Raw genomic sequence first — 22,542 nt, 5'->3', positions numbered from 1 at the left:
AATCACTTATCAAGAGTTAGTCAATTGATAACATTTTATTAAAATATTGTATAATTGTTGCTGATACTTCTTCGATCGACTTTTGCGTGACATCGATAATTGGCCAGTTATTCTGTTTAAAGAGCTCCTCTGCTTCTTTAATTTCCTTTTCTACTTTCTCAGGGTTAGCATATATATTATTATCTTCGTTGTTAATTGAAGTAAGTCTATTTTTGCGTATTTCTATTAGCCTACTTACGTCTATTGTTACCCCTACCGCTAGTTTATTTTTTAATTTTGCCAAGTCAACATAAAAGGGTACTCCACTAACAAAAGGAATATTTGCAACTTTATAGCCTCGGTAAGCTAAATACGTACTGGTGGGAGATTTTGATGTACGTGAAACTCCAACCAAAATTATATCTGCTTTATCAATATCTTGAATATTTTGTCCATCATCATGATTAATAGTGTAGTTTATTGCCTCAATGCGCTGAAAATATTCGTTATTTATCTCAGTATGCAAGTCAAGCTTTTCGTCTTTTTCAATTTTAAGATAGGACGAAATTTCTCTAATAATATGTGATAATATTGCTCTATAGGGAATTTTCAACTTTATACAGTTATCTTTTAAATATTTTCTTAGCTCATCATCAGTAATAGTGCATATAACAAAATTATGCTCATCACTTTTCCTATTAATTTCCTCCAGAATTTTGTCAATCTGCTCCTCTTTTTTCACAAAAGACCAAACATATTCGATCGTTTCTATAGAACGAAAGTGTTTCAGAGCTGATTTTGCAACTGATATAACAGTTTCACCACTTGAATCTGATACTAAGTGTAGATTAAGCTTTTTAATGGTCATGTTTTATATAGTGTTATACTAAAAATAATGGCTAGCAATCTGCTACTGAAATTATGCTAATTTGTTGACCTACGTAAATATAGAAAAACTATCCTGTTGATAAAACTCAAACTAATTGGTAAATTCTTAACACAATTATTCTCAAAACGAATGTTTTTATTAAAGCCTACAAATTTCTCTTATTTTTCTAAGAAAGCTCTACCTTGGCTTGGGGTTATTTGTTTCGCATGTTTTTTAATTGGAATGTCTTTGGCGTTATTCTTCTCTCCAGAAGATTATAAACAAGGAGAAATTGTACGAATCATGTACATTCATGTGCCTTCTGCATGGCTTGCTCTTGGAATATATGGATTAATTGCATCACTCAGTTTCATTTCATTGGTATGGAACAATAGCATTGCTAGTGTCTTGGCACATGCTGCTGCTCCTGCAGGGACAATCTTTTCGGCAATATGCTTAATCACAGGCAGCATCTGGGGAAAAGGAACCTGGGGCACTTGGTGGGTATGGGATGCAAGGCTTACTTCAATGCTGATTTTACTTTTCCTATATGTTGGCTACCTTTCATTGTGGAGCGCTTTTGATAATGAAGCGAGGGCAGAAAAATCAGCAGCAGTATTTGCCATCTTTAGTGCTATAAATATTCCTATAGTAAAATTTTCCGTGAATTTATGGTCCACTCTCCATCAGCCAGCAAGCATTTTGAGAAAAGGTGGAATAGCAATAGAAAGTTCCCTGCTGTTGCCACTGGTTGCAATGTTTATGTTTTGTGCCACATTTTTTTTAGTAGTGTGGATACTGTATTCACTTTACTTAATTAATTTATATAAGATAAAGAGAGAAATCAGTATGCGGTATTAGGCCGAGAGATGAAAATAGAACACACCACATCACCAAGTAGCAAAGACATTGAATTCCTACTCAAAAAGATTAATGAAGAAACCGTTGATAAAGGTACGTGTAACCCATTTGCTTTTTTTATTCGCGATGATACTGAACAAATTATTGCAGGTTGTAGCGGTTTTGTTATCTATGGTTCAATTTACACTGACTTGCTTTGGGTACATTCTGATTATAGAAGAAAAGGTATGGGAAAGTAGCTAATGGAAGAAGTTCATGATTATGGTCGTGAGATGCACTGTAAAATAGCAACCGTTGCAACCATGAATTTTCAAAAAGCGAAAGTATTTTATGAAAAGCTTGGGTATAAGTGTGATCTTGTACGTCCAGGGTATGTTAACATGTATATTTTTGAAGAAAGTGTTGTGAGATGCACTGTAAAATAGCAACCGTTGTAACCATGAACTCTAAAATATTTAAAGAGCCTACTAATATCTTTAAGGTAAATGTTCATGTGATTCCGCAGAATAATTCTGTTTTTTGATTCTATCTGTCCATTTATCATTTTCTATATCTTGTTTGTTGGTTGCTTTTTTTTCTTGCTCAACAATTGCCTTATCTATCTCCTTATGAATTGCATCAATTGCATTAATCGCACCTCCTTTTTTGTATACTTCGCTTTTCCCTTCAATAATTAACTTAATAAAAGTATTTACAACAGACTGCACTTGATTATGATTAGCCTGACCTTTTATCAAAGAAGGTAAAGAGCCTAATTCCATCAATACTTCTGGTGCTGTTTTATCTTGAGTGGAAAGTCCTAAATTATCTGCTACTTTACTTATTAATAACTCTCTGTGTTCTTTATTATCTTCCAATTTAGCATAATCACTCAATAGATCTATAACGGTAGATACTCTGACTTCAACAATATCATCAACATCTTCATCTTCTAGAGCAACTCCTGACCCCAATAACCTCTCTCTGAGATTTTCGCTTAAAAGATTGATAAATTCTTCATTTGCATCTGATCCTGTGGTTGATATTGTACCATCTAAATAGTTACTTTGAGCACCGAAGCCATGCTCTATTTGTATTTTTGTCTCAGGTTTAAATCCTAATTTTGCACAGAATTTCTGAAAATATTCTTTAATAATGTCAAACAAGCTCTTGCCATTATCTTTATAATTTTTTAACTCTTTAGGAATAGTAAGTGACAATTTACCATCTCTGTATGTTACAAAGTCTTCACCATTGTGAGATTCAATTGTAAATTCCAATGAACTAGACAGATTACATATCTTATCGCCATGCATAACTTGATTTTTAACAGAGAGTATTGGTAGCCTCATATCAGATCTAATTCTCACATTATTTTGGTTAGCACAATCAATGTTTATTACTTTTTTAGGATTTTCTACTATGAACGACTGTCCAAGTGCAAGTTGGGTTTGTATAAATGGAGCAGCCTCATACCCTGCTTGATTACAATTGGTAACTAGCTCTTCTAAAATAGCATCACTTGGAACTTCTGCCCCAGCGTATCTGAACATTTTTTTGAAAACTTCTTTTGCAAAGGAACGGTAATCCTTGTTTTCATCTTTCTCTGTTGGTAATAGATGGATATACCTTTGGCCAGCATTGTAAAATTCTTCAAATTCTTTCTTATATGAATCAGTTTTTTGATGATCAGTAGTTTTGGGATCTTCGCAGTGATTTTTCCACAGCTCACCCAATGCGTCACTTACAAGCTCTTTCTCAATATCTTCGAGTACTGAAGCAACAAAAGCTTTGCCACGATCCGTATCTATTTCTCTTGTTCCTTTTTTGTTAAATATTTCGTCATTATATATATCATCACTATTAAAAAGTTCGCTTCTGCGGTGCTTAGCTCCTTCCTTAAATGCAATAATAAGATTTTTATCTATTTCTTTTCCGTTAATAATAAAATTCATCCTTTGAAAATCTAAGAACATTGTTTCACCGGAATTCGCTAATTTATTATCTTGATCTGCTCTTAATTTACTAAAATTGAACTCTTTAGCTGTGGCCTTTAATCTAACTACTGGACTCTTATTATTTTTTCCTTTTGTCTCTTTCATAAATAACACCTTACTGCAAATATGCTGTAAGTTATATCATATAATGATGAATAATTTGGTAATATATTAAGAAAATCGACAGTATATTTCTTTATTTAAGAGGTGTAGGAAAGGCGTAGATTTCTCTTTCCATTTGTAGCGTACTGCATTAATATTTATGTATTAATCTAGAAAATAATGATGAATAACATTGTAATTGTTGGTCTGCAATGGGGTGACGAAGGCAAGGGTAAAATAGTAGATTATCTTTCTGAGAATGCAGATGTAGTTGTGAGATTTCAGGGAGGAAATAATGCAGGGCACACTATAGTAGTAGATGATGAGGTTTATAAATTAAATTTACTGCCCTCTGCTGTTTTGAGGCCAGGCAAAATATCTATCATAGGAAATGGCGTTGCTCTTGATCCACACGCTCTAATCTCAGAAATAGAGTCATTGAAAGTTAAAGGAGTAGACGTAAACTATAACAACTTGATGGTATCCGAGAGCTGTCCATTAATACTTAGCATACATAAGGACAAGGAAAAGCTATTTGAAGATTTAAATGGAAATCACAAAATTGGTACAACAAACAAAGGGATAGGGCCATGTTATGAAGATAAAGTTGGAAGGAGAGCTATACGCCTTTGTGACTTAGAAAACGCAGATGAGCTCAATAAAAGAGTGGATACTCTTTTGAATTACCACAATGCTATCAGGAAAGGCCTTAACTACCAGGTGGTTAAAAAAGAAGAAATATTAAAGGAAATTCAAGAGATTTCAGAAAAAATTCTTTCATATAAAAAACCTGTGTGGAAGATATTAAATGACTTGATGAAAGAAGGTAAGAAAATAATATTTGAAGGTGCCCAAGGCGCATTTTTAGATATCGACCACGGAACTTACCCTTTTGTTACTTCAAGTAATACTGTAGCATCGCAAGCAATAACAGGCTCAGGGTTATCCTCCAATGCTTACATTATTGGTGTGGTAAAAGCTTATACAACAAGAGTGGGCAATGGCCCATTTCCTACTGAGCAGAAAAATGAAGTAGGAGATAGCTTGTTTACTATAGGCAAGGAACTTGGAACAGTGAGCAATAGAAGAAGGCGTTGCGGATGGTTCGATGCAGTTTTAGTGCGCCAGGCCGTACAACTCTCTGGAGTTTCAAGCATTGTATTAACCAAATTAGATGTGCTTAATTCTTTTGATACAATTAAAATATGCACTGGTTACAAGTATAGCGGAAAAATGTATGATTATTTACCCGCATCGCATTCAATACAAGGGGAATTAGAGCCAATATATGAAGAGTTTCCTGGCTGGAAAGAAAACACTCAAGGTAAAAGGTCAATTAAAGCATTGCCTATCAATTTAATAAAATATATAGACAGGTTAGAAAAATTAATAGGTGTACCAATTCATCTAATTTCAACTAGTCCAAAGAGAGAGGATGTTATTAAGCTTAAAGATTTCTGAAAACGTCTTTGTATCTTAGATGTATGGTCCCAGAGAGTGATGGTATACTATCATCATCATTTAAGGAGTCATTATGGGACAGATATTACATGGGTGCGCCAAAACAACACAGACGATTCGTAGAGCAATACAAAATAGAAAAGAGAGCATAGCAAAACTCTCCAAGCATTATAACCTTAATCCAAAAACTATTATTAAGTGGAGAAAACGTTCATTTACGAAAGATGCTGATATGGGTCCAAAGCATCCAAGATCAACTGTTTTAACGCTAGAAGAGGAAGCTATAATAGTTACATTTCGCAAGTATACACTACTGCCACTAGATGATTGCCTTTACGCTCTGCAGTCTACAATTCCGCATTTGACTCGCTCTAGCTTGCATCGTTGTTTACAAAGACACAACATTAGCAGATTACCAACTGTTGATGGAGAAGTTAAGTCAAAAAAGAAATTCAAACAATATCCTATCGGTTACTTTCATATTGATATTGCTGAAGTTAGAACTGAGGAGGGCAAATTACATTTGTTTGTTGCTATTGATAGGACATCCAAATTTACCTATGTTGAGTTGTGTAACAGTGCTACAAAACCCATAGCTGCTGAGTTCTTACGTAATTTGATTAGAATTTTACCGTATAAAATCCATACTATTTTGACAGATAACGGTATACAATTTACAAACCAGAAGCGTCATAAGTATGCTTTCCAACATATATTTGATAGAGTTTGCGAAGAGAATGTTATTGAACATCGTTTGACAAAAGTTAGCCATCCTTGGACGAATGGGCAAGTCGAGCGTATGAATAAAACTTTAAAGGATGCTACAGTTAAGAAGTATTACTATCAATCGCACCAGCAACTTAAAGAACACCTTTATAACTTTGTTATGGCTTATAATTATGCAAAGAGACTCAAAACTCTTAAGGGTCTTACTCCTTATGAATTTATATGTTATCAGTGGACACAGTCTCCAGAATTATTTATACTAAATCCACACCATCACACTCTGGGACCATACATCTTACTAACTCTTATCTAATAAAAAAAATACTTGTGTAACTTCGAATAGTCTATTATGCAAGACAGCAGTATAAACATGTAGTAAGAGGTTGTCCGGAAACAAGTAAAAGGCTATAATATCTGAAATTTTAGTACGGGGTAAAGATGAGAAAAAAGTATCCAACAGATCTAAGCGAAAGGGAATGGGCAAGAATAGAAAAACACTTCAGAGTATCATACAAGAAAGGAGGAAGGCCGCCAAAGTATAGCAAAAGAGAAATATTAGAAGCAATTTTCTATGTATTGCGTACAGGGTGTCAATGGCGGTATTTACCAAATGATTTTCCGCTATGGAAGACTGTGTATGAGCAGTTCAGGCAATGGAAGAAGCAGGGAATTTTTGAGAAAATGAATTATGAAATTACAAAATATAGTAGAAGAAAAATAGGAAGGAATGAGCAGCCGAGTGCCTGTATAGTAGATAGTCAATCTGTAAAGACTACAGAAAAGGGGGGATCAAAGGCTATGATGGAAGTAAAAAAGTAAAGGGTAGAAAAAGGCATATAATTACAGACACTCAGGGTTTTATACTAGGTTGTTACGTAGGCGCTGCTAACGAAAATGATAGAGATGGTATTAAAATAGCATTAAACAATATGAGAACAAAATATACTAAAGTTAAAAAAATGTGGGCTGACATGGGATACCAAGGAAGAAATTTAAAGAATCACATAAAGGAAGAATATGACATAGATATTGAAATTGTTACAAGGCCTCCATGTAGATTTTGGGTGCACAAAGATACGCCACCTGAGCTACTACCAACAAGAGAACAAGGGTTTAAAGTACAGCCAAGAAGATGGGTTGTAGAAAGGACTTTTGCTTGGGTTAATAGGAATAGAAGGCTATCGAAGGAGTATGATTTACTCACAACATCCACTGAGAATTTCATATACCTAGCTATGAGTAGGGTTATGTTAAAGAGGGAATATGCTTGAATTTACTTGTTTCCGGACAACCTCTGAGTAGTGCAATAAATAAACAATTGGTTATGAACTCTTTATTAATGGCCATTAATAGGCGTAAACCTGTTAAAAATCTACTGCTGCACAGTGACCAAGGTTCACAATATACTGCGCAAGGGTATCAATATCTCTTAGAGGTTGTCCGGAAACTAGTAAATTCAAGCATATTCCCTCTTTAACATAACCCTACTCATAGCTAGGTATATGAAATTCTCAGTGGATGTTGTGAGTAAATCATACTCCTTCGATAGCCTTCTATTCCTATTAACCCAAGCAAAAGTCCTTTCTACAACCCATCTTCTTGGCTGTACTTTAAACCCTTGTTCTCTTGTTGGTAGTAGCTCAGGTGGCGTATCTTTGTGCACCCAAAATCTACATGGAGGCCTTGTAACAATTTCAATATCTATGTCATATTCTTCCTTTATGTGATTCTTTAAATTTCTTCCTTGGTATCCCATGTCAGCCCACATTTTTTTAACTTTAGTATATTTTGTTCTCATATTGTTTAATGCTATTTTAATACCATCTCTATCATTTTCGTTAGCAGCGCCTACGTAACAACCTAGTATAAAACCCTGAGTGTCTGTAATTATATGCCTTTTTCTACCCTTTACTTTTTTACTTCCATCATAGCCTTTGATCCCCCCTTTTCTGTAGTCTTTACAGATTGACTATCTACTATACAGGCACTCGGCTGCTCATTCCTTCCTATTTTTCTTCTACTATATTTTGTAATTTCATAATTCATTTTCTCAAAAATTCCCTGCTTCTTCCATTGCCTGAACTGCTCATACACAGTCTTCCATAGCGGAAAATCATTTGGTAAATACCGCCATTGACACCCTGTACGCAATACATAGAAAATTGCTTCTAATATTTCTCTTTTGCTATACTTTGGCGGCCTTCCTCCTTTCTTGTATGATACTCTGAAGCGTTTTTCTATTCTTGCCCATTCCCTTTCGCTTAGATCTGTTGGATACTTTTTTCTCATCTTTACCCCGTACTAATACCAATTCCCATTACAGGGCAAACAGATGGACAATGATGGAAGAAAAGCCATACTGAAGTAAGTAAAATAGCGAGGTTTAAATGGCATTAAGATCAAAATTATTGGATGAAAAAGTAGTAGAATCAGCAAAAGAAATGCTGAAGAAAGTAAGGAATAATGCATATGTTTCAAAAAAACTAAATGCTGTAATTGCAGCAAAAAAGTACAGTATAACGGCTGTAGCAAAAATATATTGCATTTCAAGAAGCGCACTAACTTCGTGGGTAAAACTCTTGAAAATTGGCAGAGAAGAAAAACTGTTTGCTCCTTCACAACGTCGTAGAAAAACTAAATTAAATCAGGCTCAACTACAGCAAATTGAAGAGTGGATAGAAGAAAATCCTAATATCACCATTAAAGAAATGAGAATAAGAATCCAGGAAAAGTTCGGATTAAATATCAGCAAATCTACAGTACACCGCCATATGCAAAAGATGAAATTCTCATATATTACACCAAGACCAGTTCATAATGGACAAGATAAAAGCAAACAAGAGGAATTCAAAAAAAAATCTCAATGGAGCTATTAGCAAGTATCCAGAAAAAGAGCTATTTTTCTTTGATGAATCACGGTTTGGCACACATTCAAAAGTTGGACATGGGTGGTTTAAAAAGGGGATTAGAACACAGGTTAAAACAAAATTAGGTAGGCAAAATTTCTATCTCTATAGTGCAGTTAATCCTAGAAATGGAGAGAGTTCTAGCTTATTTGCACCAAATGTCAACACTGATTGCATGAACATATTTCTTGAGCAAATTTCGCAATATCTAGAAACACGAGAGGCTTTTCTCGTTATGGACTGTGCTAGTTGGCATAGGTCAAAAAATTTAAAGGTACCTAAAAATATCGACATTATATACCTACCTCCATACTCACCTGAGCTAAATCCTGTTGAGAGGCTTTGGTTATATATAAAACAGAACATTTTGCGCAATAAAATATACGATACAATTGCTCTACTTGAGGGTGCTTTGTGCAAATTTATTACTTCTCTTGCCAGCTCCACAATTAAACAACTCTGCAATGTTTCCTATTTGACTGGACAACAATGAGAATTGGTATTAGCTGTAAAGAATATAGATGAGTAATAAAGGCTGTTGTTACGACAATTCTGTTGCAGAAAGCTTCTTTAGCTCATTGAAAAGAGAAATACTTATTGATACTTCACAACACTCTGCTCAACAAACTAGAACTGCAATATTTGAATACATAGAAATTTTTTATAACAAACAACGTCACTATTAACTATTGCATTCCAGAACAATTTGATGCATCATTCTTTTTGTAAAAAACATTCCACACTTTCTCTCCACTTTTTCTGGGTAAGGTCAAAGGATCTTGTGTCTTAAACCTTATCACCAGGCTTAACAAATAGGTGGCCCAATACTATTAACTTTATGGGTTTACCTTCGTTATTTGCTACTATCCAAACCCCATCGCTCTCATGATCAACAATTTCTATTGGTGCAAATACTACATAATTATTATCATCAACAATCTTTATTCCAAGAGCACCTTCGTCACTTAAGCTCAGGGCTGAAGAAGGAACTTTATATGCAAATCTTTCGCCTGAAGGTAGCCTTACGTTGGCAGTTAGTCCCTGCAAGGATATCATTTTATTATTAGTTACCTTTACTTCTACCCTATAAGACCCAGTTTTAGGCTCAGCAATTTTACTAATAAAACTTACTTCACCTGCCAATTCTTTTCCGTCCAGCAAATTAATTTGAGCTGTGCTGCCTAGCTCTATTTTATTTACTTCATTTTCCGAAACGTATAACACTACAAGAATTTGATCGAAATTAACCACGTCAGCTATTTTTTGCCCAGCATTAACAAAATCCCCTTCGTTTGCATTGATTTTATCAATATAACCATCTATAGGAGATGTGACTGCAGTATTTTCTAAATCCAATTCTAGCCTTTTTAGGTCAGCTTTTGCACTTTGTAACGCAGTAAAAGCTGCTTCTACTTGTATTTGTGCCCCATAGCCTTTTTTATTCAGTTTGTGAGAGGAATCATACTCAATTTCACGCTGCTTTAATAAAGCTTTGGCTTTCTGAGCTTGCTCAATCCTGTCATAATCTTCTATCTTTAACACTACATCATCTCTTTTTACCTTTTCACCATCAGGTAAATAAATAGCAATAATCTTACCACTTATTTTTGAGACAAGGCTAGCTCTATGTAAGGGATTTACTGTACCAGAAAAATTTAAATATATAGTGCGGTTTTGCGGCGCACATTCTTGAGTTTTTACTGAAAAGTTACTAGTTGCATTATCACTATGAACCGCCTGATCTTTTTTTAAAAATGCACTGCTGATAAAAAACAGTAGAATAAAAGCAATACTGGAAATGATGATTACTTTATTTCTCATCTTTAAACAATAGAATTTGTTAACTAATTTTGTTAGAAACAACTGCATAAATTTTCGAATCAGAAATGTAAGTATAATACATGCACCATTGTCACTCCATAAATAATTTTATATGAGAACAAACACAAGATTTTCCTACAATAAGTAAGTTTTCTATTGCAAAAATGCAATTTTGAATCGAATAAAAATGTAAAATTGCAAATAAAGTTGTGCATAAAACTGGATTTAAAAAAATCTCGAAAAACATACTAAAACTTTTAAATAATAACTTTATATCTAGTGGCTTTGCCTTCTCCAAGACGCTGTAAGTATTTCATCCCTAGCAGTTTCTTTGTAATTGCCTCTACTGTTCTTGGAGGAAATCCTAGAGCTTCTATAGCATCTTTTCTACTAAATTCTTTATCTGCAAGGCTAAGTGCCCACTCCCAGAAGAATAATTGTTTTCTTGATAATAAATATTCAGTATTCTCCCTCTCAAGAATATAATGCGCCTCATTTGCTTGCGTTTTGAGCACATTAAGAAAAAATATTAACCATGGGGAAATATCTTCTTTGCCACTTTTCCAGCTACTTTGTGTTTTATTAAGCGCTAAATAGTAATCAAGTTTGTTAGTTTCAATTATCTTTTCATGTGATACAATAGATACAAAATCATAACCCTGCTGCAACAGCATTAAATTAGTCATCAATCTACTAGTTCTGCCATTCCCATCTTGAAAAGGGTGTATTGCCAGATACTCAAAAACAAAGTTAGCAATAATAATAAGAGGATGCTTAAATTTATTATTTAAGGACCAGTGATACCAATCAATAAGCTCTTGTACTTCCTTTCTAACAAGGTAAGGTGGTGTGGGATCAAAAATTATACCAACAACTTTTCCATTCTGATCTTTTGCCTCAACTCTATTAGAACTTGCTTTGTATTTTCCTCTATGATACAAATCTTTTTCACTATAAAGTAGCATCTGGTTGTTAATGTGCAATATTGATGACTCACTAATTGGAATATCCGTATAATCATGAAATATTAGTTTAAGCATTTCTAAGTAGCCAGCAATTTCTTGCTCATCTCTATTTTTAAATTTTTTGACACGTAGGTTTTTATATAGATCCTCAACTTCTTTATCGGTTAGACGATTTCCTTCAATACGGTTAGAAGCGCCAGAAGATGTAACAATAACTGAATGAGTTAATCTTTCAATTGTTTGTGGTAGTAGTTTTTTCGTTACCTGCCAGCTATTTTTAACACTATCAACTGCAGTAATTAACTCGTACACTTGCTCAATTACAGGCCCTTCTAGGTTGAGACGTGTACTAAAACGAAAATTCTTCCAGTTCATATTCTTCTCACATGCATATTATGTGAGATAATGTGAGATAATGTGATAAAAGTCAATAGTAAGCTTTATATGCATAGCAGAGCTAACTACAAAAATTATACATTTTTAAGTGATCCTAACCATATCAAAAACTACAGGGCAAAGCTGTTAGAGGAAGGCTTAATTAGTTAAAAATTTCAATCTTATGTAAAATATTGTCTTATTTTGTAATTTTCTTGTTGACTAACGAGACGATATCTACTTTTCAATAAACTCCATTTGCATTTCTTGTATACTGCTTTCTATTTGCTTTATTTGTTCTATCAACCTTTCCTCTAAGTCAAGATTACCGCTCAGCCTCGCTTCGGTTCTTTCTTTTCGTAATGCATTTAACTCTTTTAGTAACACTATATTATTCCACACAATTTCTGCAGATTTTCTCTCGTTCAGTTGGCTATTTAGTACACTAGTTTTTTCAAATACATACTTTATAACGTTAAACTGTTTCAATTCTTGTAACAAAGCCTCTTTATCGAGTTTGCTTTTGTTACTTATTACATCAATTACACGCTGTTGTAATCTTTTCATCTCATTAGTAAATTCAAAATGAGAAAATTGCTCAAAAAATATAGGACGGTTCAAGATTTCAGGAAATTCTACGGCTATACGCAAAATTATGGCCTGATTTTGCTCTGCTTCAATTAGCTCTGGAGATTTGTTATGAAGATACTCACCTTTTGTTGCTCCAGTTTTACTATTAAAAATCTGTTTTTTGAAGCTACTTCTTAGTTCACTAGCCTTAGTGTAAAAATAATCTCTGTAATACCTTCTAATACTGCTGTTGCTAATAGTATTTACATATTCCATGAACTTGTGCTCAAGAATTGAATATTTTTCCGGAGCAAGTTTTTCATAATTTTGCAAATTGCTATCGATTATGTGATGCCATAAATATTCAGAATGCAGTTTTGTTGAATGGTCAAGAGCAGTCAATACGTCTTCTTTCTTGTATTCCAGTTCGTTACATATATCGTATGGATCTTTATTACTCGGCAAAGTCACAAACTTTAACGTGTATCCAGGCTCTAATATTAGCAGAGCAAGTTCTGCAACTCGAGTAGCAGCATGACGTCCAGCACTATCGCCATCCATACAGATGGAGATTTCTTTAGCAAATTTCCATAGATTTTTTATCTGTTCTGCAGAAATTGCAGTACCAAGCGGAGCAACTGTATTGCTAATTTCCGCTTGATGTAGTGCTATCACGTCCATATATCCTTCAACAACAAATATGTGCTGTTTTTTACGTATTTCGCTTAAAGCAAAGTTTAATCCGTATAAATTCTCCCTCTTCTTGAAGAGCTGACTCTCTGGACTGTTTAAATATTTCGGCTGTTGCTCAGAACTTAGCGCACGTCCGCCAAAACCAATAACTCTCCCTGCAATGCTCTGTATAGGAAATATCAGCCGGTCATAAAAATAATCATGAAAATTTTTGTTTACTAATCCAATATCAATTAAAATTTTGTCTTCAATACCTGAAGAGTTTAAATACTCTTTCAAACCAGAGCTTGGTGCATAACCTATCTTAAATTTATCTATGATTTTAGGTGAAATCTTACGCTGCTTTAAATAATCTACAACACTTTGATTTTTTTGTGCAAACCAATTTGCAGCTAAATCAAGCGCTAAAAATAGTTTATTGTTCTCTTTTGTAATACTAAGATTTTTGGGCAGTTCAACACCTGTAACCGATGCTAATTTTTCCAATGCTTCTTTAAAGCTTAATCCTTCAGTTTGTGAAATAAATTCAAATGCATCACCACTAGCTAAGCAACCAAAACAGTAATATAACCCCTTAGTATTGCTCACCGAAAAAGATGGGGTTTTTTCGTTATGAAATGGACAGAGCCCAACAAAACTATCTCCTCTTTTTATTAATCTGACTTTTTTACCTACTATGTCGGATAATAATAATTTTGATTTTATAATATCTATGTGATCCATCTTATTGAATTAGTAGTAGGATAAAAATTATATAGAATTTATACACATCTGACTCGAAATTTATTTCTATAACTAAAGCAATTTAGATTTACCGACAATGTAGCTATACAAATTCAAGAGCAATCCTGTCATCCAGGTAGCCCACAGAAACAAAAAACTTCCTTGACAAACCTCGCCAGCGCCCTTATCATGAAACTGAAGCTATTTATTTATCTTCTCTGTACAGATTAAATGACAAAAAAACTCAACGTATCTGGCGTCTCATGTTTAATTTTTTGCACTATGTGCACCTTATGTCTTTATCAAATTTCCGGGTTTTGACCTACACAAGCTGAAATACGCTTATAAAGCATTTAAAACATTAAAAAACGCCAACTTAAAAAATGGATAGTGAATAACTAGCTACCCTAGGGTTTCTTTTGCCTTTTTTTCTGTTTAGTAAATTTCTTAACGTTTATAATTTAGATTAGTTGCGGCTTAAAAGCAGCTAAATCGCGGTTATTAAGATGTATGGTCCCAGAGAGTGATGGTATACTATCATCATCATTTAAGGAGTCATTATGGGACAGATATTACATGGGTGCGCCAAAACAACACAGACGATTCGTAGAGCAATACAAAATAGAAAAGAGAGCATAGCAAAACTCTCCAAGCATTATAACCTTAATCCAAAAACTATTATTAAGTGGAGAAAACGTTCATTTACGAAAGATGCTGATATGGGTCCAAAGCATCCAAGATCAACTGTTTTAACGCTAGAAGAGGAAGCTATAATAGTTACATTTCGCAAGTATACACTACTGCCACTAGATGATTGCCTTTACGCTCTGCAGTCTACAATTCCGCATTTGACTCGCTCTAGCTTGCATCGTTGTTTACAAAGACACAACATTAGCAGATTACCAACTGTTGATGGAGAAGTTAAGTCAAAAAAGAAATTCAAACAATATCCTATCGGTTACTTTCATATTGATATTGCTGAAGTTAGAACTGAGGAGGGCAAATTACATTTGTTTGTTGCTATTGATAGGACATCCAAATTTACCTATGTTGAGTTGTGTAACAGTGCTACAAAACCCATAGCTGCTGAGTTCTTACGTAATTTGATTAGAATTTTACCGTATAAAATCCATACTATTTTGACAGATAACGGTATACAATTTACAAACCAGAAGCGTCATAAGTATGCTTTCCAACATATATTTGATAGAGTTTGCGAAGAGAATGTTATTGAACATCGTTTGACAAAAGTTAGCCATCCTTGGACGAATGGGCAAGTCGAGCGTATGAATAAAACTTTAAAGGATGCTACAGTTAAGAAGTATTACTATCAATCGCACCAGCAACTTAAAGAACACCTTTATAACTTTGTTATGGCTTATAATTATGCAAAGAGACTCAAAACTCTTAAGGGTCTTACTCCTTATGAATTTATATGTTATCAGTGGACACAGTCTCCAGAATTATTTATACTAAATCCACACCATCACACTCTGGGACCATACATCTAAGTGTTTAGAATAAAAAAACGCCATACTTGAAAGTATAATGTAAGTAATTAGCCAACCACGGGGCTTCTTTTGCCTTTTTTTTCGTTTGGTAAATTTCTTAATATTTATACAGAAGGTGTCATTCCAGTGCTTGACACTGGAATCCAGTTCTTATTATACAGCTATCTGGTGTACTTATTTAAAATTAAGTTTTCTGGATCTCAGTGCCAAAGCACTGGGATGACACCCTTCCTGGCGGAGATTATTCTCAAATCACAATGTTCGTACAGTTGTGGAATGAATTGCGGTATGACGTAGGAAAACCTTAGCTATAGCTTTAGAACTCCCAAAAGGTCAGAAGCATTGAATGACTTGACAGAAAGTTCAAACCCATATAAAATGTCCTTATTTCTTATATGTTAGGTATAGTATCAATTGCCTCAGATCATGCTGGTTATGAATTAAAATCAGAAATAAAACCTTACCTGGAAGCCCTAGGTTACAGAGTAGTAGATCAAGGCTGCACTGTTAAGCAAAAGTGTGTAGATTACCCAAACTATGCTGTTAAAGTTGTAGAAGATATAACAAGCAAAAAAGCAAATTATGGGATATTAATTTGTGGTACAGGTTTGGGCATGAGTACTGTGGCAAATCGTTTTGAAGGAATCTACGCTGCTTTATGTAACAGTGTTGAGATCGCAAAATTAGCTCGCGAGCATGGCAACGCAAATGTACTGTGTCTTGGTGCAGGGTTTACTGCGAGTGGATTAGCAAAAGACATAGTCAAACAATTCCTCGAAACAGAATTTTCAAAAGAAAGCAGACATAAAAAACGCCTTGATAAACTCAGCAATATAACCTCTAAGAAAAAAAAAACAAAAACTTATAACGAAGATGAAATATCAAAATTCGCTAAAATGGCAGGCCAGTGGTGGGATGAGAACGGCAAATTCAAACCATTGCACATGATGAATCCTGTTAGAGTATCTTACATTATTGAGAAAATAAAAGAGTTAAAAAAATGCAATTTGAAAGAATTATCATTGCTTGATGTTGGATGCGGTGGTGGCATTTTGTCAGAGTCAATGGCACGCGTTGGCATTAACGTTGTGGGAATAGATGTATGTGAAGAAAACATAAAAGTAGCGCATTCACATGCAAAAAAAGTAGGGTTAAATATAGAATATATACACACCAGCATTGAAGAGCTAAGCAATGACAAGAAGTACGACGTGGTTCTGCTGATGGAAGTAGTTGAACATGTGGATAATTTAGAGCTTTTCATGAAAAAAGCGATAGAACTGCTAAAACCGGAGGGGTTAATCTTTATATCCACAATAAATAGAACTATTAAATCCTTTTGTCTTGCAATAATTGGTGCAGAGTACATATTAAATTGGCTGCCAAAAGGTACACATAACTGGAATAAATTTCTCAAGCCGTCAGAAATTGCAAATCACTTAAGAGAAAATAATGTAACGCTGCAAAACATGGCTGGCATGGAGTACAACGTAATAAAGCGTGAGTGGAATCTAACTAAAGGCGTGGATGTTAATTATATACTCTGCGGTTTGTTAGATTTAACTCTATAAAAGCACCATTTTCACTTCCAATACTTTGAAGGATCTTGGCCAGCTTTTATACAGTAGCCTTTATTAGTTAGCGCCCAACCGGAACGACAAGCATAACCTGTACCTACACGTTCATATCCAGGAGCAGCAACACACTTTCCATTCTCCAAGGTTTGACCTTTAAAAAGACAACAAACTTCTTTTTCTGTTACCTTTGTTACAATTTGAGGAGCACCAAAAAACACAGCAACAAACATACCCAGTGCGAAAAGTGCAGGCCAAGGCATTCTGCCAAATATTGCAAGTAAGCTTGAACCAATTATTACCACTGTAATCATTGGTCCACCTATTCCATGAACGTAACCTATTACATTACACATTACATCTGTTGCTCCATCAGCGTGTGCATCAAATGCATAGAAAACTATAAATAGAATTACAAGAAAATTTCCCATTGTTCTTCTAAGAAACTCCTAAGAGGTTGTCCGGAAACAAGTAAATTCAAGCATATTCCCTCTTTAACATAACCCTACTCATAGCTAGGTATATGAAATTCTCAGTGGATGTTGTGAGTAAATCATACTCCTTCGATAGCCTTCTATTCCTATTAACCCAAGCAAAAGTCCTTTCTACAACCCATCTTCTTGGCTGTACTTTAAACCCTTGTTCTCTTGTTGGTAGTAGCTCAGGTGGCGTATCTTTGTGCACCCAAAATCTACATGGAGGCCTTGTAACAATTTCAATATCTATGTCATATTCTTCCTTTATGTGATTCTTTAAATTTCTTCCTTGGTATCCCATGTCAGCCCACATTTTTTTAACTTTAGTATATTTTGTTCTCATATTGTTTAATGCTATTTTAATACCATCTCTATCATTTTCGTTAGCAGCGCCTACGTAACAACCTAGTATAAAACCCTGAGTGTCTGTAATTATATGCCTTTTTCTACCCTTTACTTTTTTACTTCCATCATAGCCTTTGATCCCCCCTTTTCTGTAGTCTTTACAGATTGACTATCTACTATACAGGCACTCGGCTGCTCATTCCTTCCTATTTTTCTTCTACTATATTTTGTAATTTCATAATTCATTTTCTCAAAAATTCCCTGCTTCTTCCATTGCCTGAACTGCTCATACACAGTCTTCCATAGCGGAAAATCATTTGGTAAATACCGCCATTGACACCCTGTACGCAATACATAGAAAATTGCTTCTAATATTTCTCTTTTGCTATACTTTGGCGGCCTTCCTCCTTTCTTGTATGATACTCTGAAGTGTTTTTCTATTCTTGCCCATTCCCTTTCGCTTAGATCTGTTGGATACTTTTTTCTCATCTTTACCCCGTACTAAAATTTCAGATATTATAGCCTTTTACTTGTTTCCGGACAACCTCTAATTGTATGGTCCCAGAGAGTGATGGTATACTATCATCATCATTTAAGGAGTCATTATGGGACAGATATTACATGGGTGCGCCAAAACAACACAGACGATTCGTAGAGCAATACAAAATAGAAAAGAGAGCATAGCAAAACTCTCCAAGCATTATAACCTTAATCCAAAAACTATTATTAAGTGGAGAAAACGTTCATTTACGAAAGATGCTGATATGGGTCCAAAGCATCCAAGATCAACTGTTTTAACGCTAGAAGAGGAAGCTATAATAGTTACATTTCGCAAGTATACACTACTGCCACTAGATGATTGCCTTTACGCTCTGCAGTCTACAATTCCGCATTTGACTCGCTCTAGCTTGCATCGTTGTTTACAAAGACACAACATTAGCAGATTACCAACTGTTGATGGAGAAGTTAAGTCAAAAAAGAAATTCAAACAATATCCTATCGGTTACTTTCATATTGATATTGCTGAAGTTAGAACTGAGGAGGGCAAATTACATTTGTTTGTTGCTATTGATAGGACATCCAAATTTACCTATGTTGAGTTGTGTAACAGTGCTACAAAACCCATAGCTGCTGAGTTCTTACGTAATTTGATTAGAATTTTACCGTATAAAATCCATACTATTTTGACAGATAACGGTATACAATTTACAAACCAGAAGCGTCATAAGTATGCTTTCCAACATATATTTGATAGAGTTTGCGAAGAGAATGTTATTGAACATCGTTTGACAAAAGTTAGCCATCCTTGGACGAATGGGCAAGTCGAGCGTATGAATAAAACTTTAAAGGATGCTACAGTTAAGAAGTATTACTATCAATCGCACCAGCAACTTAAAGAACACCTTTATAACTTTGTTATGGCTTATAATTATGCAAAGAGACTCAAAACTCTTAAGGGTCTTACTCCTTATGAATTTATATGTTATCAGTGGACACAGTCTCCAGAATTATTTATACTAAATCCACACCATCACACTCTGGGACCATACATCTAACCATACAAATATCTTGTATCTCAAGACCTTTGGTTTTTGTTGCTGAAAATGGTTGTATTATTTAAGTTATTAACAATATACAATACTAAGTTAATGTAATTTATTTGGAGATGACAGGAAAATTTATTGTAACTTTATATTCTAAATAGAATAAAGTTCTTTTGTTAGTATTGTCCTTTTTGTAAAAAATATTCCTAATTTCTTCATCATTTCTGTGGGTAAGGTCATCTGCTTCTCTACCTCAAGTGGTTAACAAAGTTTCTTGTCACGAGGGACCAAATGGAAATCTGCTCGTTTTCACGCGAATTAATGTTACAAATTCTATACATTTCGTTACAAAATGGCATTCGCTTTCTCCATTATCCTTTACCTGCATTTTCATCAGCGTTCCTTGCGGTTTGCTTGCCATATAGGAGGAAATACAGGCTTACCCTGTTCCTTCTGTCATACAACAGTGGGTTAGGTGACTTCTCTATACCGGTGATTTGCGTACATCCAGAAATGAAAAATGTCACATTACCTTTTGGTCGGAGCTTATCAGCATCTTTAGCTCTTTAATCGTTACGATACTTATGAAGCTTCACTTACGTTCACCATACCACTAAGCCTAGCTCTCCAACCACATGATGCTTGTAGTTTATGCTCCTTTCACGATTGAGCATCTTCTTTTTCAAGAGGAGGTTCATTGTCCGCATCGCTTGGCACCAACCGGTTACCCGATTCGCATTGATGCGTAGACTCAGATGGCAAAACATCTGGTTTAATAAGTTTTAGAACTCTTTTAGTTTCTTTCTGAAGGAATTCCTCTCCTTTTAAACAATATGACCGAAGACTTTCAGGTCGCACCATTTCAATAATTAGCTGGGTTCCAGCAGAATCAGTACAGAAAACATCAACAATACTTTGTTTTTTAGAGGCAATCTCAGCATCCATGATAGTGCTGAGAAATTCTATTTCTTCTATTTCATCTTTGCCAGCGAAGCCCAATATATCATTGAGAAAGTGAATGAGAATATCTTTATTTTTCTCAGTGCCAAATATTCTCTTGAACGCGAAATTGTTTTTTGGATCGAGAAATTTCGAAAAGGCCATAATTAAATACAATTAGGAGACGAATAATTATACACTATTTTTCGCAAATGTTCAACCTCTGATTACTCCTTATTCTTTGCCCTTCCTGCACGCTTACGTTCATTTGGATCAAGGAATTTCTTGCGTAAACGTATAGATTTTGGAGTTACTTCCACCAATTCATCATCATCTATATACGCTATCATATCCTCCAGTGTCATTATCTTTGGTGGAGTGAGCTTTATAGCTTCATCACTACCTGAAGCTCTTACGTTTGTTAATTGCTTACCCTTTAACACATTTATCTCCAAATCATTGTCACGGCTATGCTGGCCGACAACCATGCCACAATATACCTTATCCTGTGGCTTAATAAACATAATTCCCCTGTCTTGCAAATTGAAAATTGCATATGCCACAGCCTCACCCTTATCTGTAGAAATTAAAACTCCATTGCGCCTTCCAGAAATTGGACCTCTATGTGGAGCATAACTGTGAAATAAACGGTTAATTATGCCTGTGCCACGAGAATCAGTTAAAAACTCTCCTTGATAACCGATTAATCCTCTTGATGGCACTAAAAACGTTAATCTTGTCCTGCCATTACCAGAAGGTCTCATGTCAGTTACTTCACCTTTACGGAAGCTGAGTTTTTCCATGATGATTCCACTATATTCATCATCTACATCAATTACTACTTCCTCTATAGGTTCAAGTTTTTTGCCATCTTCTTCCTTAAATAGCACTCGAGGGCGTGATACCGAAAGCTCAAAACCTTCTCTCCTCATATTTTCAATTAACACCCCAAGCTGTAGCTCACCACGTCCACCTACTTCAAACGCTTCACCGCTTGGTGCTAAAGTCACAGTAATTGCAACATTTGTTTCTGCCTCCGCGTATAAGCGATCCTTTATAGCAGTTGAGGTAAGCTTTGTACCTTCTTGCCCAGCAAAAGGTGAATCATTAACACTCAGAGTAATCGCCATTGTCGGCGGATCAACTGGAGTTGAGCTTACTGCAGTTGTAACCTCTGGTGCTGCTATAGTGTCTGAAACTGAAGCTTCCTCAAGCCCTGCAATTGCAATTATGTCTCCTGCCACAGCTTGTTCTACTGGAATGCGTTTCAAGCCAGAAAATGAGAGCAACTTAGTTAATCTTCCTCGTTCAATTACTTTGCCATCGAGGTCAAGCACCTTAAGATCTGAATTGACTTTTGCAATGCCCTGATAAACCTTTCCTGTCAATATTCTGCCAAGAAACTTATCAGACTCAAGTAGAGTGACCAACATAGCAAAAGGTGCATTTTGATTATAAACAGAAGGTTTTATATAATCTATAACCGTTGAAAATAATGGGCTTAAATCTTTTCTTTCATCAGAAAGCTCCTTAGCACACCAGCCATTTCTACCTGAAGCATACAACACTGGAAAATCTAGCTGCTCGTTGGTTGCATCAAGGTTAAAAAATAACTCATATATTTCATTTAATACTTCATCAATTCTGCTGTCTGGTCGATCGACCTTATTGATTATCACAATTGGCTTCAAATTTGCTTTTAGTGCTTTTGAGAGCACAAATTTTGTTTGTGGCATGGGACCTTCTGCAGCATCAACCAGCAGCAACACGCCGTCTGCCATGCACAATACCCTTTCTACTTCTCCACCAAAGTCTGCGTGCCCTGGCGTATCAATAATATTGATTTTTTCATCACCCCACATTATTGATGTGCATTTTGCAAGTATTGTAATCCCGCGCTCACGTTCTTGGTCGCCACTATCCATCACTCGTTCTTGAACTTCTTGATTCTCGCGGAATGTGCCACTTTGTTTTAACATGTTATCAAGTAAAGTAGTTTTACCGTGGTCAACGTGTGCGATTATTGCTATATTTCGGATCGATTTAAATTCGTTCATTTTCTATCATTTCAAAATTAATTTAGTAATAAGTATACATAAAATACACTTGGAGTAAATAACTAAAGCT

20 protein-coding genes and 4 pseudogenes are annotated in these 22,542 nt (G+C 35.1%); 12 read left to right on the top strand and 12 right to left on the bottom strand.

Annotated elements, in window-relative coordinates; genetic code table 11:
- Positions 1-16 precede the first annotated feature (16 nt).
- Complete coding sequence (locus tag AAGD74_RS03525; RefSeq protein ID WP_341810762.1) at positions 17-847, bottom strand: pyruvate, water dikinase regulatory protein; 831 nt, start codon at positions 845-847, stop codon at positions 17-19.
- Between the two features lie 150 nt (positions 848-997).
- Here AAGD74_RS03525 and ccmC point away from each other — a divergent pair, with 150 nt between their 5' ends.
- The 3 genes from ccmC to AAGD74_RS03510 are packed head-to-tail and all read left to right on the top strand — an operon-like array spanning position 998 to position 2,133.
- Positions 998-1,708: a heme ABC transporter permease CcmC gene (gene ccmC / locus AAGD74_RS03520; RefSeq protein WP_006279633.1), complete on the top strand. Its 711-nt coding sequence runs from the start codon at positions 998-1,000 to the stop codon at positions 1,706-1,708.
- Positions 1,709-1,716: 8 nt separating this feature from the next.
- Positions 1,717-1,947: a GNAT family N-acetyltransferase gene (locus AAGD74_RS03515; protein WP_341810761.1), complete on the top strand. Its 231-nt coding sequence runs from the start codon at positions 1,717-1,719 to the stop codon at positions 1,945-1,947.
- 3 nt (positions 1,948-1,950) lie between these two features.
- Positions 1,951-2,133: a GNAT family N-acetyltransferase gene (locus AAGD74_RS03510; RefSeq protein WP_265040332.1), complete on the top strand. Its 183-nt coding sequence runs from the start codon at positions 1,951-1,953 to the stop codon at positions 2,131-2,133.
- Between the two features lie 51 nt (positions 2,134-2,184).
- On the opposite strand, the gene AAGD74_RS03505 is transcribed toward AAGD74_RS03510, so the two are convergent.
- Positions 2,185-3,789, bottom strand: a complete 1,605-nt coding sequence (locus AAGD74_RS03505; RefSeq protein ID WP_341810760.1) for a hypothetical protein — start codon at positions 3,787-3,789, stop codon at positions 2,185-2,187.
- Between the two features lie 180 nt (positions 3,790-3,969).
- Here AAGD74_RS03505 and AAGD74_RS03500 point away from each other — a divergent pair, with 180 nt between their 5' ends.
- The 4 genes from AAGD74_RS03500 to AAGD74_RS03485 all read left to right on the top strand — a co-directional run bounded on the left by AAGD74_RS03500 (position 3,970) and on the right by AAGD74_RS03485 (position 7,450).
- Entirely contained in the window at positions 3,970-5,247 is a 1,278-nt protein-coding gene (locus AAGD74_RS03500) for an adenylosuccinate synthase (protein WP_077188589.1), read from the top strand.
- A 73-nt stretch (positions 5,248-5,320) separates the two neighbouring features.
- Entirely contained in the window at positions 5,321-6,286 is a 966-nt protein-coding gene (locus AAGD74_RS03495; protein ID WP_338482218.1) for an IS481 family transposase, read from the top strand.
- Positions 6,287-6,411: 125 nt separating this feature from the next.
- Positions 6,412-7,244 (top strand): IS5-like element ISWpi1 family transposase gene (locus AAGD74_RS03490; RefSeq protein ID WP_236514306.1). Its coding sequence is split into 2 segments (ribosomal slippage): positions 6,412-6,781 and positions 6,781-7,244, totalling 834 coding nucleotides; the frame shifts between segments, so codons are not numbered across the junction.
- Entirely contained in the window at positions 7,241-7,450 is a 210-nt protein-coding gene (locus AAGD74_RS03485; protein WP_341810779.1) for a hypothetical protein, read from the top strand. The genes AAGD74_RS03490 and AAGD74_RS03485 overlap by 4 nt, the downstream gene beginning before the upstream one ends.
- On the opposite strand, the pseudogene AAGD74_RS03480 reads toward AAGD74_RS03485, so the two are convergent.
- A pseudogene (locus tag AAGD74_RS03480) lies at positions 7,430-8,262 on the bottom strand (IS5 family transposase). The gene AAGD74_RS03485 and the pseudogene AAGD74_RS03480 overlap by 21 nt on opposite strands.
- Positions 8,263-8,360: 98 nt before the next feature.
- On the opposite strand from AAGD74_RS03480, the gene AAGD74_RS03475 reads away from it, so the two are divergent.
- Positions 8,361-9,372 (top strand): IS630 family transposase gene (locus tag AAGD74_RS03475; RefSeq protein WP_265029767.1). Its coding sequence is split into 2 segments (ribosomal slippage): positions 8,361-8,822 and positions 8,824-9,372, totalling 1,011 coding nucleotides; the frame shifts between segments, so codons are not numbered across the junction.
- Between the two features lie 28 nt (positions 9,373-9,400).
- Positions 9,401-9,565, top strand: coding sequence for an IS3 family transposase (locus AAGD74_RS03470; RefSeq protein ID WP_010082072.1), 165 nt, complete (start codon positions 9,401-9,403; stop codon positions 9,563-9,565).
- Positions 9,566-9,665: 100 nt separating this feature from the next.
- On the opposite strand, the gene AAGD74_RS03465 is transcribed toward AAGD74_RS03470, so the two are convergent.
- From AAGD74_RS03465 to dnaG, 3 genes are all read right to left on the bottom strand, one after another.
- Positions 9,666-10,748 carry an efflux RND transporter periplasmic adaptor subunit gene (locus AAGD74_RS03465; RefSeq protein WP_236514883.1) on the bottom strand — a complete coding sequence of 361 codons (1,083 nt, stop codon included), beginning with the start codon at positions 10,746-10,748 and terminating at the stop codon, positions 9,666-9,668.
- Positions 10,749-10,957: 209 nt separating this feature from the next.
- Positions 10,958-12,040: a Fic family protein gene (locus AAGD74_RS03460; protein ID WP_077188585.1), complete on the bottom strand. Its 1,083-nt coding sequence runs from the start codon at positions 12,038-12,040 to the stop codon at positions 10,958-10,960.
- A gap of 237 nt (positions 12,041-12,277) precedes the next feature.
- A complete protein-coding gene (gene dnaG, locus AAGD74_RS03455; protein ID WP_341810759.1) occupies positions 12,278-14,026 on the bottom strand; it encodes a DNA primase in 1,749 nt (582 codons plus the stop codon).
- A gap of 560 nt (positions 14,027-14,586) precedes the next feature.
- Between dnaG and AAGD74_RS03450 the strand changes: the two genes are divergently transcribed.
- Positions 14,587-15,537, top strand: coding sequence for an IS481 family transposase (locus AAGD74_RS03450; protein ID WP_338482200.1), 951 nt, complete (start codon positions 14,587-14,589; stop codon positions 15,535-15,537).
- A 113-nt stretch (positions 15,538-15,650) separates the two neighbouring features.
- Here the strand turns inward: AAGD74_RS03450 and AAGD74_RS07285 are convergent.
- Positions 15,651-15,737 (bottom strand): annotated as a pseudogene (locus AAGD74_RS07285) (WPE palindromic element domain-containing protein); the annotation flags it as partial.
- Positions 15,738-15,932: 195 nt separating this feature from the next.
- On the opposite strand from AAGD74_RS07285, the gene ubiG reads away from it, so the two are divergent.
- A complete protein-coding gene (gene ubiG, locus AAGD74_RS03445; RefSeq protein ID WP_077188583.1) occupies positions 15,933-17,108 on the top strand; it encodes a bifunctional 2-polyprenyl-6-hydroxyphenol methylase/3-demethylubiquinol 3-O-methyltransferase UbiG in 1,176 nt (391 codons plus the stop codon).
- A gap of 11 nt (positions 17,109-17,119) precedes the next feature.
- Here the strand turns inward: ubiG and AAGD74_RS03440 are convergent, their stop codons facing one another.
- Entirely contained in the window at positions 17,120-17,542 is a 423-nt protein-coding gene (locus AAGD74_RS03440; protein WP_338482224.1) for a TrbC/VirB2 family protein, read from the bottom strand.
- 46 nt (positions 17,543-17,588) lie between these two features.
- Positions 17,589-18,421, bottom strand: a pseudogene (locus tag AAGD74_RS03435) (IS5 family transposase).
- A 116-nt stretch (positions 18,422-18,537) separates the two neighbouring features.
- On the opposite strand from AAGD74_RS03435, the gene AAGD74_RS03430 reads away from it, so the two are divergent.
- A complete protein-coding gene (locus AAGD74_RS03430; protein WP_338482200.1) occupies positions 18,538-19,488 on the top strand; it encodes an IS481 family transposase in 951 nt (316 codons plus the stop codon).
- Between the two features lie 359 nt (positions 19,489-19,847).
- Here the strand turns inward: AAGD74_RS03430 and AAGD74_RS03425 are convergent, their stop codons facing one another.
- From AAGD74_RS03425 to typA, 3 genes and pseudogenes are all read right to left on the bottom strand, one after another.
- A complete protein-coding gene (locus AAGD74_RS03425; RefSeq protein WP_338482748.1) occupies positions 19,848-20,003 on the bottom strand; it encodes a hypothetical protein in 156 nt (51 codons plus the stop codon).
- A 331-nt stretch (positions 20,004-20,334) separates the two neighbouring features.
- Positions 20,335-20,580 (bottom strand): annotated as a pseudogene (locus AAGD74_RS03420) (PD-(D/E)XK nuclease family transposase); the annotation flags it as partial.
- 62 nt (positions 20,581-20,642) lie between these two features.
- Positions 20,643-22,472, bottom strand: coding sequence for a translational GTPase TypA (gene typA, locus AAGD74_RS03415; protein ID WP_065094924.1), 1,830 nt, complete (start codon positions 22,470-22,472; stop codon positions 20,643-20,645).
- Between the last annotated feature and the right edge of the window lie 70 nt (positions 22,473-22,542).

This window comes from Wolbachia endosymbiont (group A) of Campoletis raptor, assembly GCF_964026755.1.
Lineage (GTDB): Bacteria > Pseudomonadota > Alphaproteobacteria > Rickettsiales > Anaplasmataceae > Wolbachia > Wolbachia pipientis.
The sequence above is the reverse complement of the archived record's forward strand: the minus strand, read 5'-3'. Positions and strand labels throughout refer to the sequence as shown.

Bases quoted from the DNA above. Each gene is read 5' to 3' on its own strand.
- AAGD74_RS03500 (WP_077188589.1), top strand. From the start codon at position 3,970: ATGAATAACATTGTAATTGTTGGTCTGCAATGGGGTGACGAAGGCAAG.
- ubiG (WP_077188583.1), top strand. From the start codon at position 15,933: ATGTTAGGTATAGTATCAATTGCCTCAGATCATGCTGGTTATGAATTA.
- AAGD74_RS03430 (WP_338482200.1), top strand. From the start codon at position 18,538: ATGGGACAGATATTACATGGGTGCGCCAAAACAACACAGACGATTCGT.
- AAGD74_RS03450 (WP_338482200.1), top strand. From the start codon at position 14,587: ATGGGACAGATATTACATGGGTGCGCCAAAACAACACAGACGATTCGT.
- ccmC (WP_006279633.1), top strand. From the start codon at position 998: ATGTTTTTATTAAAGCCTACAAATTTCTCTTATTTTTCTAAGAAAGCT.
- AAGD74_RS03465 (WP_236514883.1), bottom strand. From the start codon at position 10,748: ATGCAGTTGTTTCTAACAAAATTAGTTAACAAATTCTATTGTTTAAAG.
- AAGD74_RS03460 (WP_077188585.1), bottom strand. From the start codon at position 12,040: ATGAACTGGAAGAATTTTCGTTTTAGTACACGTCTCAACCTAGAAGGG.
- AAGD74_RS03495 (WP_338482218.1), top strand. From the start codon at position 5,321: ATGGGACAGATATTACATGGGTGCGCCAAAACAACACAGACGATTCGT.
- dnaG (WP_341810759.1), bottom strand. From the start codon at position 14,026: ATGGATCACATAGATATTATAAAATCAAAATTATTATTATCCGACATA.
- AAGD74_RS03470 (WP_010082072.1), top strand. From the start codon at position 9,401: ATGAGTAATAAAGGCTGTTGTTACGACAATTCTGTTGCAGAAAGCTTC.
- AAGD74_RS03440 (WP_338482224.1), bottom strand. From the start codon at position 17,542: ATGGGAAATTTTCTTGTAATTCTATTTATAGTTTTCTATGCATTTGAT.
- typA (WP_065094924.1), bottom strand. From the start codon at position 22,472: ATGAACGAATTTAAATCGATCCGAAATATAGCAATAATCGCACACGTT.
- AAGD74_RS03525 (WP_341810762.1), bottom strand. From the start codon at position 847: ATGACCATTAAAAAGCTTAATCTACACTTAGTATCAGATTCAAGTGGT.
- AAGD74_RS03510 (WP_265040332.1), top strand. From the start codon at position 1,951: ATGGAAGAAGTTCATGATTATGGTCGTGAGATGCACTGTAAAATAGCA.
- AAGD74_RS03505 (WP_341810760.1), bottom strand. From the start codon at position 3,789: ATGAAAGAGACAAAAGGAAAAAATAATAAGAGTCCAGTAGTTAGATTA.
- AAGD74_RS03515 (WP_341810761.1), top strand. From the start codon at position 1,717: ATGAAAATAGAACACACCACATCACCAAGTAGCAAAGACATTGAATTC.